The 13,638-nt window shown below is 59.8% G+C and carries 11 protein-coding genes and 2 pseudogenes; 5 read left to right on the forward strand and 8 right to left on the reverse strand.

Annotated features, from left to right (window positions below; genetic code table 11):
• The 7 genes from FHX05_RS24790 to FHX05_RS24820 form a co-directional block, all read right to left on the reverse strand.
• A complete protein-coding gene (locus FHX05_RS24790; RefSeq protein ID WP_183875159.1) occupies positions 1–2,100 on the reverse strand; it encodes a bifunctional sugar-binding transcriptional regulator/dihydroxyacetone kinase subunit DhaK in 2,100 nt (699 codons plus the stop codon).
• Between the two features lie 148 nt (positions 2,101–2,248).
• A complete protein-coding gene (gene dhaL, locus FHX05_RS24795; protein WP_183875161.1) occupies positions 2,249–2,896 on the reverse strand; it encodes a dihydroxyacetone kinase subunit DhaL in 648 nt (215 codons plus the stop codon).
• Positions 2,897–2,908: 12 nt separating this feature from the next.
• Positions 2,909–3,901 (reverse strand): dihydroxyacetone kinase subunit DhaK, encoded by a 993-nt coding sequence (locus FHX05_RS24800; RefSeq protein WP_183875163.1) that lies wholly within the window; start codon positions 3,899–3,901, stop codon positions 2,909–2,911.
• Between the two features lie 32 nt (positions 3,902–3,933).
• Positions 3,934–4,707 carry an SDR family oxidoreductase gene (locus tag FHX05_RS24805; RefSeq protein ID WP_183875164.1) on the reverse strand — a complete coding sequence of 258 codons (774 nt, stop codon included), beginning with the start codon at positions 4,705–4,707 and terminating at the stop codon, positions 3,934–3,936.
• Positions 4,708–4,767: 60 nt separating this feature from the next.
• Complete coding sequence (locus FHX05_RS24810; protein ID WP_113217136.1) at positions 4,768–5,754, reverse strand: substrate-binding domain-containing protein; 987 nt, start codon at positions 5,752–5,754, stop codon at positions 4,768–4,770.
• A gap of 85 nt (positions 5,755–5,839) precedes the next feature.
• A complete protein-coding gene (locus FHX05_RS24815; protein WP_183875166.1) occupies positions 5,840–6,844 on the reverse strand; it encodes an ABC transporter permease in 1,005 nt (334 codons plus the stop codon).
• A 56-nt stretch (positions 6,845–6,900) separates the two neighbouring features.
• Positions 6,901–8,379 carry a sugar ABC transporter ATP-binding protein gene (locus tag FHX05_RS24820; protein ID WP_183875168.1) on the reverse strand — a complete coding sequence of 493 codons (1,479 nt, stop codon included), beginning with the start codon at positions 8,377–8,379 and terminating at the stop codon, positions 6,901–6,903.
• A 412-nt stretch (positions 8,380–8,791) separates the two neighbouring features.
• Between FHX05_RS24820 and FHX05_RS24825 the strand changes: the two are divergent.
• A pseudogene (locus tag FHX05_RS24825) lies at positions 8,792–8,920 on the forward strand (IS6 family transposase); the annotation flags it as partial.
• Between the two features lie 59 nt (positions 8,921–8,979).
• On the opposite strand, the pseudogene FHX05_RS24830 reads toward FHX05_RS24825, so the two are convergent.
• Positions 8,980–9,732 (reverse strand): annotated as a pseudogene (locus tag FHX05_RS24830) (IS6 family transposase).
• Between FHX05_RS24830 and FHX05_RS30490 the strand changes: the two are divergent.
• From FHX05_RS30490 to arcD, 4 genes are all read left to right on the forward strand, one after another.
• Positions 9,726–10,634 carry an MFS transporter gene (locus FHX05_RS30490; protein ID WP_348648338.1) on the forward strand — a complete coding sequence of 303 codons (909 nt, stop codon included), beginning with the start codon at positions 9,726–9,728 and terminating at the stop codon, positions 10,632–10,634. The pseudogene FHX05_RS24830 and the gene FHX05_RS30490 overlap by 7 nt on opposite strands.
• Before the next feature lie 253 nt (positions 10,635–10,887).
• Entirely contained in the window at positions 10,888–11,406 is a 519-nt protein-coding gene (locus FHX05_RS24840) for a GNAT family N-acetyltransferase (protein ID WP_183875169.1), read from the forward strand.
• A 101-nt stretch (positions 11,407–11,507) separates the two neighbouring features.
• Positions 11,508–12,002 (forward strand): NUDIX domain-containing protein, encoded by a 495-nt coding sequence (locus FHX05_RS24845; protein WP_183875172.1) that lies wholly within the window; start codon positions 11,508–11,510, stop codon positions 12,000–12,002.
• 164 nt (positions 12,003–12,166) lie between these two features.
• Positions 12,167–13,633: an arginine-ornithine antiporter gene (arcD, locus tag FHX05_RS24850; protein WP_183875174.1), complete on the forward strand. Its 1,467-nt coding sequence runs from the start codon at positions 12,167–12,169 to the stop codon at positions 13,631–13,633.
• Positions 13,634–13,638: the final 5 nt, after the last annotated feature.

Here is a 13,638-nt window from a genome sequence, read left to right on the forward strand (position 1 = left end):
TTAAGTGATTGTCAGAGCGGACGTCTCGCAAGGATGATGCAAGAGTTCGGTCAATTCGCCATCCAGCGCCAGGATCGAGATGGATGCGCCAACCATGTCCAGCGAGGTGCAATAGTGGCCAACCCAGTTCGCCTCCACGACGATGCCTTTGGCGCTCAATCTCTGCTCGACACGCCGGAAAAGGATGTAGAGTTCCATCAGCGGTGTGGCCCCGAACGAATTCACCAGGACAGCGACGCGGCCGCCTTCGCCGACCTTCATCTCCAGGAAGATGCGGTCCATCACGCGGTCCACGATGTCGTCGGCCATCATCATTCGTTCCCTGATGACACCGGGCTCGCCGTGAATGCCCATGCCGAACTCGATATCGTCGGGGCCGATTTCGAAGTTGGGGCGTCGGGTCTGCGGCATTGAGCCCGGCTCGAGCGCCACACCCACGGTATAGGTCCGCTCATTCGCCTTGCGGGCGGCTGCTTCACACTGTTCCAGCGACAGCCCCAGATCGCAGGCGGCGCCGGCAATCTTGAAGACGAAGAAGTTGCCTGCAACACCACGCCGTCCGTCACGATCCTCGGGCGGCGACGAGGCGATATCGTCGGTGGTGACGATCGTGCGTACAGGTATGCCCTGCTCCTCCGCCATTTCCGCCGCCATCTCGAAATTCATGACGTCGCCGGCATAATTTCCGTAGATGAAGAGCACACCGGCCCCGCTGGAGGCGGCCTGCGCACATTTGAGGATTGGTGCGGGCGGTGGCGAGGAGAAGACGTTGCCGATCGCAACCGCATCGACGAGCCCCTTGCCGACATAGCCGACGAAGCAGGGCTCATGGCCGCTGCCACCGCCGACCACCAGTCCCACTTTGCCCGGCCTCGGCCCGACCTTGGCCTTCAGCGCGCGGTTCGATCGATCGACCGGCGCCAGATACTTCCGATGCGCCCGAACGATGCCATTGAGCATTTCTTCCACCGCATGGTCCGGGTCGTTGAGGAACTTTTTGATATAGGTTCGGGCGGCGCTTCGCGGCTGGGCCACATTGGCCTCGTCCCGCAGCCGCTGCGGCGGCCGCTGGTTGACCTCGGTGACGCCATCGGCATTCAGGATACCGCGGCCGGTGGCCGCGTCCGTGATCAGCACGCTGACATAGCCGCCGCGGAGGGCGGCAAGGATTGCCGGCACCTTGTCGAAACCGCCAGCCGCCGCGATCCGCACGTCGACGTTCTTCAGCATCTCCAGCGAAATGCCGATGGTCCTGTCTTCGAGCGGGCCGACGATAGGACGACCTTGCCCATCGATGAATCGGCCGGCGATGACGCCGACAGCGCCCTTCGCCAGATATTCTTGCAGGGTGACGGATTCGAAGAAGCCGCTGGTGTGAATGGTCGAATTCGGGCGCAGGGAGGCAATGCCGAAGATCGCCTTGTTCGCGCCGACGAGGTGCTGAAACTGATCGCTGATCAGCGGCTCCTGCAGCAAGGCATCACGCACAGCGCTCGTCGAGACGATGGCCGGCGCGGATATGCCGATCAACCTGCCGTTGACTGCCTCGGCGACCGCGGCGGCGCAAAGCTCTGGCGTATAGGCGAAAGTCGCCCGCGTTCCGCCGGTCGCTTGGACGACGGTGACATCCTGCAAGTCGCGGACGGAGGCGCGCTCGCCGATCGCAAGCACGGTCCGCCCCCAAGAGACCGCGATCGTATCGCCCGACTTGATCAGCCGCTGCAGTGCCTGCGCGCCGGCGGCGCCGATCCGGTCGATGAGCGGCCGCGCCGTGTCGTCGCTCGGCACGACAAGACAGTCGTCCAGGCCGAAATGGCGCTTGAGTTCCTGCGCGACTGTCAGGGAGGCGAGCCGAGCGGGCTCGATGGCGATGTTGACGATGCCGCGCGCCCTGGCATCGGCCAGATAGCTGTTCACCGTGGCGCGCGAGATGCCCATCACATCGGCGATATCGCCTTGGGTCATGTCCTCTTCATAATAGAGCCAGCAAGCCCAGACATAGGGGTCATCGCCATAGCGAAGCGGCATGCGGTCAGGCGCCGGTGCCGCCTCTGCCTTGGCTGCCCCGCCCTTGCGGGCCTGTTGTGACTTTGTCGCCATGCGTCTGAACTGAACTCCCGCTCTAGGGATCGCGAAGATGCAGTCAATGCCGCTGCATTGCAATGCCATTTTCGGCTGCGGTCCGGTGCGATCCGCCGAGGGAAAAGCGGATCGCACCGCCCTGGGATCGTTCGGCAGGCGTGAGGCCTCAGCTTTCCTGGAGCCGGGCGGTGGCGCCGAGCGCGAGTTCCTTGAGGATCAGCGCGCAGGAGGTTGCTCCGGCGTCGAGAATGCCGAGCGAGCGCTCGCCGAGACGGCTGGCACGCCCGATCTTCGCCACGAGATTGATGGTGGAGTCACGACCTTTTTCCGCTGCCTCGATTAGCACAGCCAACGCATCGGCAAAGGACTTTCCGGCGCTGTTGGCGGCATCGAAGGCTTCAATCGCCGGAACCAGCGTATCGAGCAGCGTTTTGTCGCCGACCTTGGCGGAGCCGATCGATTGAATGCCTTCAAGACCGGCATGCAACATCTGGCTGAAGGTAGCCGCATTGATATCGGTCTTGCCTTCTAGCCTTTCGGCGAATTCCGTGAACATGACGCCGTAGAGTGGACCCATCGAGCCGCCGATTTCGGTCATCAGCAGCGTGCCGAGCGTGTCGAGGCCCTCGCTGAGCGAAGCGTCCTTGCCCGTTAGCCGCTCCACGGCCATGCCAAAGCCCTTGGCCATGTTCACCCCGTGGTCGCCGTCGCCGATCTTGCCGTCGATCTCGCTCAGATAGGCGCGGTTTTCGATGATGCGGTCCGCGATCGAAAGGACGATGGCGCCTGCGGAAGAATTCTTGAATGTTTGCATGACCATCAATCCTCAGAGCAACATGTTGCAGGACGCTTCGAGATCGAGAAGCGGCTTGAGTTCGTCATCGAGAGCGAGAACGGTCAGCGTCGCGCCGACCATTTCCAGCGAGGTGAAGTAGTTGCCGATATAGGTCTTGTGGATACTGAGACCGCGGCCGGTGATCTCGGATTCGATCGTGTCGTTCAGGATATAGAGTTCGTTGAGCGGTGTGGCGCCGAGACCTGAAACGAGCACGGCGACCTCCGTGCCGGCGGGCAGATCATGATCGTCAAGCACGATCCGGCACATGTCCTTGGCGACCTCTTCGGCCGTCTTCAGCGGCTCGACGCGAACGCCCGGCTCGCCGTGGTGGCCGATGCCGACCTCCATCGTGCCCGGTTCGATCTGGAAGTTCGGATGGCCGACGGCCGGGAGCGTGCATGGCCCGAGGCCGACACCGATCGAGCGACAATTGTCGATCGCCTTCTGCGCCACAGTCTGCACCTCGTGCAGCGTGCCGCCTAGGGTTGCCCTCGCGCTGCCGATCTTCCACATGAAGATCTCACCCGCGACTCCGCGACGCTTTTCGCGCTCGCTTGCCGGCGCCGAGCAGACATCGTCATTGGCAACGACGGTCAGGACCTCGATGCCTTCCTTGGCGGCAAGCTTAGTCGCCATTTTGACGTTCATGTTGTCGCCGGCATAATTGCCATAGAGGCAGACGACGCCCGCGCCGCCATTAGCTTCCTTCATAGCGTCGAAGAAGCTTTTCGCGGTCGGCGAGGAAAAGAGTTCGCCGACCGCGACGGCATCCAGCATGTTCTTTCCGGTATAACCGATGAAGGCAGGCTCGTGCCCGGAGCCGCCGCCGGTGACGATACCGACCTTGCCGCTGACGGGCGCATGCTTGGCAACGATGACGCGCGGGTTTTGGGCAAGGCGCACGATATCCGAATGGGCCTTGACGAAGCCTTTGACTGTATCCTCGACGACGAGATCGGGATGGTTGACGAACCGCTGCATGAGGTCTCCTGGAAATGGCCGAGCGTTTGAGCTCACAGAATGGTATAGCCGCCGTCGATCAGCAGATCGGCGCCGTTGATCATGTTCGCGCCAGCCGAAGCGAGGAAAACGGCGGCGGCAGCGATTTCTTCCGGATAGGCGAAACGGCCGGTGGGAATGCGCTTTTTGGCGGCTTCGCCCTTCTCTCCGGCCCAGGCCTTCTTGCCGAGCTCCGTCAGCACGACGGTCGGTGAAATGGTGTTGACGCAGATACCGTGCTTGCCCCACTCGGCGGCAAAGGTCTTCGACATGCCGATGACGCCGAACTTGGAGGCGCAATACGCGACATGCTCCTCGATGGCGACCGTACCGGCCTGCGAGGCGAGATTGATGATCTTGCCGCCCTTGCCGGCGGCGATCATGGCGCGGCCCACCGCCTGGGTGACGAGGAAGCTGCCCTTGAGATTGATGTTGATCGTCTTGTCCCAGTAGTCGAGCGACAGATCCTCAGCCGGGGCGAGAAAGACGACGCCGGCGCTGTTGACCGCGATATCGATGCCGCCGAAAGCTGCAACGACGTCAGCGACCGCCCGAGTGACCGATGCCGGCTGCGACACATCGCAGACGAAAGACTTGGCGCCATTGCCAAGCGATTTGGCCTTGGATTCGGCGAGCTCGGCATTGATGTCGAGCACGGCAACCGTGGCGCCCTTCGCGGTCAGCGCATCGCTGATGGCCGAGCCGATGCCGGAGGCGGCGCCCGTTACCAGCGCGATCTTGCCGGTAAGCGGAAAATTGAGGTCGATCGTGGGAGCGGTAACGGTCATGGTTTCAAGCCCTAATGTTTGAGGTCGGGGCGGCGATCCGCCGCCCCTCATTTCATCGTCTTACTTGCGGGATTCCAGCAGCTTATCGGCATTGTCCTTGGTGACGGGGGTCCACGGAACTAGATAGGTCTTGTCGGTACCTTCGCCCCACTTCATGTCCGGATACTGCTTCCATATCGGCGACTGCGGCTGGTAGTCCTTGTCCACGGCCTTGATGGCGATATCGAGCGCGCCCTGGGCCTGCGCGTTGGCGTCCTGCAGGATCGACGCCATCTCGCCGCGCTTGACGGCATTGATCGCATCGGTCACGCCGTCAACGCCGGCGATGGCGAAGTCGCTGACCTTCAGGTTGGCGGCCTTGATCGCTTCGATCGCGCCGAGTGCCATTTCGTCGTTCTGGCCGATGACGCCGTTGATCTGGCCCGGGTGGGCCGTCAGCCAGTTTTCCATCAACGTCTGGGCTTCGGCGCGCGACCAGTTCGCCGTCTGCATTTCAAGCACCTTCACATCCGGGCAAGCCTTGAGTGCCTTCTGGTTGCCTTCCAGGCGCTGAATCTGGCCGGACTGGCCGATCGGGCCTTCGAGGATGACGACGTTGCCCTTGCAGCCCATCTTGTCGAGGACCGACTTAGCTTCCAGTTCGCCGGCTTCGACGTCGTTGGAGCCGACATAGGACGTCAGCAGGTCGGAGTTGACGCGAGCGTTCGAGCCGACAACCGGAATGCCGGCATCATGCGCGGCCTGGACAGCAGCGGCGCCGGCCTCGACATCCATCGGGACAAAGATGATGGCGTCAAACTTCTGGGTGATCATGGTGTTGAACTGTTCCTGCTGGACGAGCGCGTCGTAGCGGCCGTCGAAGACAGTCAGGTCCACCATGCCGCTCTTGACGGCCGGATGCTGCTTCAGCGCGGCCGACCAGATCTGCATGAATTCGGCATTCAGGCCATAGGTAGTGGCGCCGATTTTCAGCTTCTTGTCCGCTGCAAGCGCGGGGGAAGCTGCGATGACGGCGGTCGCTAGAAGCCCAAGCAATAATTTCTTCATTTCGTTCTCCTCCATAGGAATGTTCGGCCGTCGCTTCGACGCGCCGTAGGCGCTCGGATCATGATTGCAATCCGAATTGGTTGGGTCACTGCCCCTGATTTCGCTTCTGATCCAGCATTACGGCGCCGACGATGAGCGCGCCCTTGATGACCTGCTGGTAATAGGATTCGATGCCCATGAGATCGAGGCCGTTGTTCATGACGCCGATGATCAGTGCTCCGATCAGAGTGCCGGTCACCCGGCCAACTCCACCCGAAAGGCTCGTGCCGCCGATGACGACCGCGGCGATGGCATCAAGCTCGTAGGCAATGCCGGCCTGCGGCAGCGCGGAGCCGGTGCGGGCCGAGAGCATCATGCCCGCAAGACCGGCGAGAATGCCCGAGATGCAATAGACGAGGAAGCGGATGCGGGTGACGTCGATGCCCGAGGTCTTGGCCGCATGCGGGTTTCCACCGACGGCGTAGATATAGCGACCGAAGCGCGTTCTGTTCAAAATCCACCAGGAAATGATGAAGACGATGGCGAGCAGAACGACCGGCATCGGCACGCCGCCGATATTGCCCGTTCCAAGCCAGCGAAATGCCGGCGTTAGGGCGGGAACCGGCTTGCCGCCACCATAAATCAGCGTCAGGCCGCGGGCAGCCGAGAGCATGCCGAGCGTCGCGACGAAGGCGGGGACGGCGAAGCGCGATACGATGAAGCCGACGACGGCGCCGCAGGCAAGACCGACCAGGAGACCTACGATGATGCCCAGGGCGGCCGGATAGGGAGCGCCGTGGAAACCGGCGGTCGCCGAGGTCGTCACCAGGCTGGCGCTGACGATGCCGGCCAGCGCCACGACGGAGCCGACCGAAAGATCGATGCCGCGCGTCAGGATGACGAAGGTCATGCCGATCGCCAGCACGCCGTTGATCGAGGTTTGTAGAAGCACGTTCGAAATATTGCCTGCCGTCAGGAAGTATTCGTTGGAAATCGACAGGATGACAGACAGGATCAGGAACGCGAAAAAGATGCCGTATTCCTGAACAAGCAGCCTGCGGCGATCCGAATTGAGAAAGCCGGTCGCCGACTTATTTTCTGTAAGGGACACTGTTCTGAACCTCTTCCCAGGCGATCGATGATGTTTTGGGGTCGCAGTTGGCCTTGTCATGTCGACAGGTGCACGAGCACCTGTGCATCGGTGTCGGCGCGGGCGTGGACACCGGCGGATTTACCGTCGCGCATGACGAGGATGCGGTCGGACATGCCGAGCACTTCGTCGATCTCCGACGAAATCATTACCACCGTACCGCCAGCGGCGGCGAACTCGCACATGACACGATAGATCTCCCGCTTGGCGCCGACATCGACGCCGCGCGTCGGCTCATCCAGCAGCAGGATCTTCGGATTGCGCAGGAACCACTTTCCGAGGACAACCTTCTGCTGGTTTCCACCCGACAGGCCCGAGACGAGCATGGTGTCCTGCGCGGCCTTGATGGCGAAGCGCGACGTCATCTCCCGGCTCGCGACCTTTTCGTGGCGGCGGCGCATGACAAAGTTCGGGCTGAGCTCCGGGAGGCTTGCAAGCGCGATGTTGCCGCGCACGCTATCGCTGAGATTGAGGCCGGTCACCTTCCGGTCTTCGGTTACGAACGCGATGCCGTGCTTCATCGCGTCGGCCGGCTTGGAGATGGTGATCGGCTCGCCGTGCAGCTTGATCTCGCCCTTCTCGATCTTGTCGAGGCCGAAGATGCAGTTGAAGATTTCGGTACGGCCCGAGCCCATCAGCCCGTAGATGCCGAAAATCTCGCCCTGCTTGACCTCGAAGGAGATGTCCTCGACCTTGCCAGGCGCCGTCAGATTGGTCACTTCGAGGCCGACGATGTCGGTCGGAACATTGGTTTTGACATATTCCTCGCCGAGCTCGCGGCCGACGATCATCTTGATCAGGCTCGGGCGGTCGACGTCGGCCAGATTGCCGCTGCCGATATAGCTGCCATCACGGAAGACGGTGTAGGAATCGGCGATCTGGAAGATTTCTGACAGGCGATGCGAGACGTAGACGACGCCCTTGCCGGTCGCCTTCAGCCGCTCGATTGTCTTGAAGAGCTGCTGCGCTTCTTTCTCGCCGATCGCCGATGTCGGCTCGTCCATGAAGATAACTTCAGCGTCATGACTGAGCGCCTTGGCGATCTCGACGAGCTGCATTTGCGCCATGGAGAGATGCATCATGTATTGATTGGCGCGGATCTTGAATTCCAACTGATCCAGCAGGCGCTGGGCATTCTGGTTCATCGTCTTGAAGTCGATGCCGCCGAAGCGCGTCGACGGCTCGCGTCCAAGGTAGATGTTCTCGGCGACCGTCATATGCGGGATCGGGCTCAGTTCCTGCTCGATGATCGCGATTCCCGATGCCAGCGCATCGGCGGGGCTCGAGAAATCGACCTCCTGCCCGCGCCGACGGATGGATCCCGCATCGCGCTTGTGGATGCCCATCAAGATTTTCAGGAACGTGGACTTTCCGGCGCCGTTGCCGCCGCAGAGAGCGTGCACCGAACCGGCGCGAAGCCGAAAGCAGCCGTCTCGGAGCGCGGCCACGCCTCCAAAGAACTTCTTCAGCCCTTGCACCTCAAGCAACTCATCCATTTGCAGTCCTCCCGCAACCGGCCCGCCGTTTCTCCAGCCGACGAACCGGTTATGCCGAGGCTCATCCGAGCTCGTTTTTTACAGTTGTCAGATAATGTACGACAAATGTCAAGTCTACGATTGCGATCTGCTGTTGCCGGACGCGCGGCGAGTGTTTGTGGTACGGCGCAGAACGTTGCAAATAGAGAAATTAAACTATTCTTAGTTGTATAAAAGCAATGCTCCGCACGGCAGCAACGCGTACGACCGCTTCCACAACTTATTGCTGAGGTCGAGAAGTTCCGCAGCCTGGACGACGCTCAGGCATTCGTCACGGATCTTCTGGATGACTTCGAGGCGATGCAACTCTTTCTGCGATATGGGGTAATGTCACCTTATTAGCGGCTTGACGGTTGGAGGCTAAGCCGGCGCCATGAAGTCGTCCGCCGTTAGTTACAAGAACCACCGTTTTCCCCCGCAGATCATTGCCTATGCCGTGTGGCTTTATTTCCGGTTCTCATTAAGCCTGCGGCTGGTCGAGGAAATGCTACTGGAGCGCGGGCGATGTCACCTTAACTTGAATTCGGTTGTGCGGGAGATGTTCTGCCTTGGCGGGTGATCTCAAGCCATGGCTCGGGCCGCAGCTTTCCACTCTGCCATCGCCTGGATGCGGTGAACGCGGTTTTGGAATGCGGAGCGTTGTGAGCGGGGTGGGACGAAGAGATTACGGACAGCGGAGAAGACAGAGACGAAGCGCTGAAGGCCTCCCGGTGATCGGAAGCCTTGCATCGTCCGCTCCCGTTGTCGCAACGGCACATGAGAATTCTCGGCACGGTTGTTCAGGCCTTTGTGGGATCGGTGTTGGACGTGCGGCATGACATGTCGGCGAGCTGCGCCATAGGAGCGCAACTTGTCACTGATCATCCGCTTCGGTGCGATACCCTGCTTCTTCAGAAGGCGGGTCAGTAATCGTCTAGCAGCCTGGGTATTGCGCCGGTTCTGGACGATTTCGTCAAGCACATACCCGTCTTGATCGACGGCGCGCCATAGCCAGTGTTTCCTGCCGGCAATGGTGATGACGACCTCGTCCAGATGCCACACATCATTCCCGCTGGGCTTCTTGCGGCTAAGGCGACGCGCGTAATCCGGGCCGAATTTCGTTCCCCACCGGCGGATCGTTTAGTAGGACACGACAATGCCGCGCTCCAGCAGCAATTCCTCGACAAGGCGCAGGCTCAGCGGAAACCGAAAGTAGAGCCATACCGCGTGGGCGATGATCTGCGGTGGGAAGCGATGGCGCTTGTAGCTGACTGGTGAAGTGTTCATGCACGCGCGTCTATCGCAGCCGCTCCTCACAAGGAATTGCCGTGACATCGCCCGCGCTTGCACTCGGCGCCTGGAAGATCAGCAACATCACGCAACCGAAAAAAGCGCCGATTGATGTCCTGTCCATTCCTCTCTCTGCCCTCGGTTTCGGCTGCTTCGTTTACGGCTTGAGCGGTTTGGGCGAGGCCGCGGTTCACACGCCGATCCTGTCCCCCTGGTTTCCGCTCATCGTGGGAGCTGCCGTCATCGCGATTTTCATCCTGCGGCAACTGCAGCTCCAAAAACACGATCGAGCCTTGCTGGATATGCGCACTCTGACGATAAAGGCATTCACCATTCCGGCGATGATGATGGCGATCCTGATGATGTCGATGTTCGGTGTCTTCATTCTGCTGCCGATCTATCTTCAGAACGTTTTGGGGTTGAGCACGCTCCAGACGGGCTTATTGCTCCTTCCTGGCGGTTTGATCATGGGGCTGTGCGCGCCAACGGCCGGCAGCCTGTTCGACAAGTATGGCCCCATGCCCCTTGTCATCCCAGGTGCCATCCTGTTTAGCCTGCTGATGTGGAGCCTGACGTTCATTCAACCGGGGACGTCATTCTGGTGGATGCTGATCGCCCATGTCATCCTCAGCATCGGTCTCGCCTTGATGTTCACACCCCTGTTCACTGCCAGTTTGGGCGCCCTTCCCTCGAACCTCTATCACGGAAGCGCCATGATCGGCACCACGCAACAGGTAGCCGGTGCGGCCGGTACCGCGCTCTTCGTTGCCGTCATGACGATGACCGGTTCAAATGCTACAATGTCCGACGGCGTTACGGTTGCGGCAGCGACGACTGCCGGGATCCAGACAGCATTCTTCTGTGGCGCGATCATCTCCATAGCGGCGGTCATAATGGCCTTTTTCGTCAAAAAGCCGGCCGGTGGTGATCACGACCTCTCACATTGAGGTTGTTGCTGCTACAGATCGGCAGCACGGGACGTCGCCATCATTTCTGTTGTACGTTTGCGTTCAAGCTAATGAAAATTCCGCGCTTGTCCGTCGTCAAACCGCTGGCGATCAAGCTGAATCCTTCGCTCCAGAAATGCGTGCTCCTTGAGTTGGGTCAAAGTCAACCGATCCGCATTGTTGTAACAAGTGCATCACCCTAGCATCGGGACCGGGGCGAGCAATTGTTCCGTGAACCTAAAGGAGAAGCACGATGGATATCAAAGATACGGATGCCGATCTGATCACCCATACCGGATTTCACTTCCACGTTCGGCGCGCGGTGCCGAAGGATGAGGCAATTGTCGCCGATTTTTTCAAGCATGTGACACCCGCTGATGTCAGATTCCGTTTCTTGTCCGGAATGAAATCCGTTTCTCATGAAAGGCTCGTCGAAATGACAAGCGCCGACGATCCCAAGCGCGTCAATTTCCTTGCCCTTTCATCTGATCAGACGTTGCTGGCAGTGGCAATGTTGGCGGTCGGCAAGGATCCTCAACGCGGAGAGGTCGCGCTCACCATTCGTGAGGACTACAAACATCAGGGCATCAGTTGGGAAATGCTCGCCCATATTTGCCGCTATGCAGAACGACATAATTTCAAGAGCATCGAATCCATCGAAAGCCGTGACAACCATGAAGCAATAGAGCTCGAACGCGACATGGCCTTTCACGCTCATAGCGATCCCGATGACCCCAGGATCATTGTGTTGCGACGGGATTTCCAACAGTGACGATTGCCGGCCATTTTTCGCACCTTCGTTGAAAGCTCGTGAATATAGTGCTGATCGGGATTGTCTTGGGTAACTGGACGCTTGCTGGCGGAAGATCAGACATGAAGAAAAGCGCCGGGATCCTAATGTATAAAAAGGCGCGACGCAGCATTTTGGTGCTGCTTGTCCACCCGGGAGGCCCCTTCTGGCGTAAACGTGATGACGGCGCATGGTCTATTCCCAAGGGCGAATACGGAAATGATGAGGCACCTGAATCGGCCGCTCGACGGGAATTCGCTGAGGAAACAGGCTGTGCAACTGATGGCGCACTGCAGCCTCTTGGCGAATTGCGCCAGAAGAGCGGAAAGGTCGTCACCGCCTTTGCCCTTGAAGGAGTATTCGATACATCCCGCTTGCGCAGCAATCTGTTTGAAATTGAGTGGCCGCCACGTAGCGGGCATTTCCAGTCCTTCCCGGAGATCGATCGCGCCGAATGGTTCTCTCTTTCCGAGGCAGGCCAAAAGATCGTCGGTAGTCAGCGCCCCTTCCTGAAAAGTCTGGAGAGACTACTGTGCGCAGGCTCGCAATATGACACCGAACAGACGGACGGCGGGTGATGCCGCATTGTGGCTGCGGCGAACTCCAGGATCGTCAGCCAATATTCTGGGTGCGGTGTGCAAGTCTACAAAAATGACAACCTCCTTGACCAGGATCAAGGTTTGTCACCGCCGCCTGGTGTCCAGTGTCTCCCATAAACGCCCTTAATCCTTGGGAGAAAACCATGACTTCGATCGGCATAAAGCTTGTCGCCTCGACCGAGCCGGTGGCGGTTAGCAGAAAATTGCGCCTGGGTTCGCTAACGGCATTGGTCATCGGCTCGATGATCGGGTCCGGCGTCTTCAGCCTGCCGCAGAACATGGCGGCCGGCGCCGGTCCATTGGCCATCGCAATTGGCTGGGGGATCACGGCGATCGGCATGCTGGCGCTGGTCTTTGTGTATCAATCCCTGGCCACCCGCAAACCAAACCTGAATGTGGGCCCCTATGCCTATGCGAAAGCTGGATTTGGTCCATTTATCGGCTTTAACAGTGCGTGGGGCTATTGGCTGAGTGCATGGATTGGTAATGTTTCTTATGCAGTTATCGTCTTCAGCGCACTATCCTATTTCTTCCCGTCCTTCGGTGATGGCAACACCTGGCAGGCGGTGCTCGGCGCATCGATCCTGCTGTGGTTGATCCACGCTCTTGTCCTCGCGGGCATCCGCCAAGCAGCGGTCGCGAACCTTATCGTCACCATCGCAAAGATCGCGCCGATTGTATTGTTCGTCGGAGTCGGCGTCGTCGCCTTCAAGCTTAATGTCTTCTTGCTCGATTTCACCGGTCTGGGCAACGCAAGCCTCGGCTCGATCACCACGCAGGTCAAGAGTACCATGCTGGTCACCCTCTGGGTATTCATCGGCATAGAAGGTGCGAGCGTGTTCTCCGCCCGGGCCGAGCGGCGGAAAGACATTGCCACGGCAACGGTCTTGGGGTTTTTCACCTGTCTCGCGTTCTACGCGCTCGTGTCCCTGCTTTCGCTTGGTATTCTGAGCCAACCCGAGCTTGCCGCACTGAAGAATCCATCGATGGCCGGGGTGCTTGAGGCAGTCGTCGGCCCCTGGGGTGCGGCTCTCATCAACATCGCACTTGTCATCTCGGTGATCGGTGCCTTTCTAAGCTGGACGCTCCTCGCAGCTGAGATTCCATTTGCGGCGGCCAAGGACGGAACCATGCCGAAATTCCTCGCGTTGGAAAGTGACCGTGGTGTCCCGTGGGCTTCGCTGCTGATCACCAATCTTCTTGTCCAGGCGTTCCTCGGCGTTACGCTCTTTGCTCACAGCACCTATCAGGCGTTGTTTTCCATCGCATCAACCGCGATCCTCGTGCCCTACATCCTCTCCGGCGCCTATGCTGCAAAGCTGGCCATATCAGGCGAAAGCTATGCACCGGGTGAACAACGAACGGCCCCAATGCTCATCGGGATTCTGGCAACGTTTTACGGGCTGTGGCTCGTCTATGCCGCCGGCCCGGCCTACCTGTTCATGTGTGCAATCCTCTATGCGCCGGGCATTCTCTTCTATGTTCTTGCCTGCCGAGAGTCGGGTCAAAAGCCCTTCCGTCTCCTCGAAGCCGTGCTTGCCGCCGCGCTTGTCGCGGTAGCCCTCCTTGCCGCCTACGAAATGTGGGCCGGCATCGTCAGCCCGTTTTGACAGGG

Origin of the sequence: Rhizobium sp. BK491, assembly GCF_014194925.1 — a bacterium.
In the GTDB taxonomy this organism is placed as follows: Bacteria; Pseudomonadota; Alphaproteobacteria; order Rhizobiales; family Rhizobiaceae; genus Rhizobium.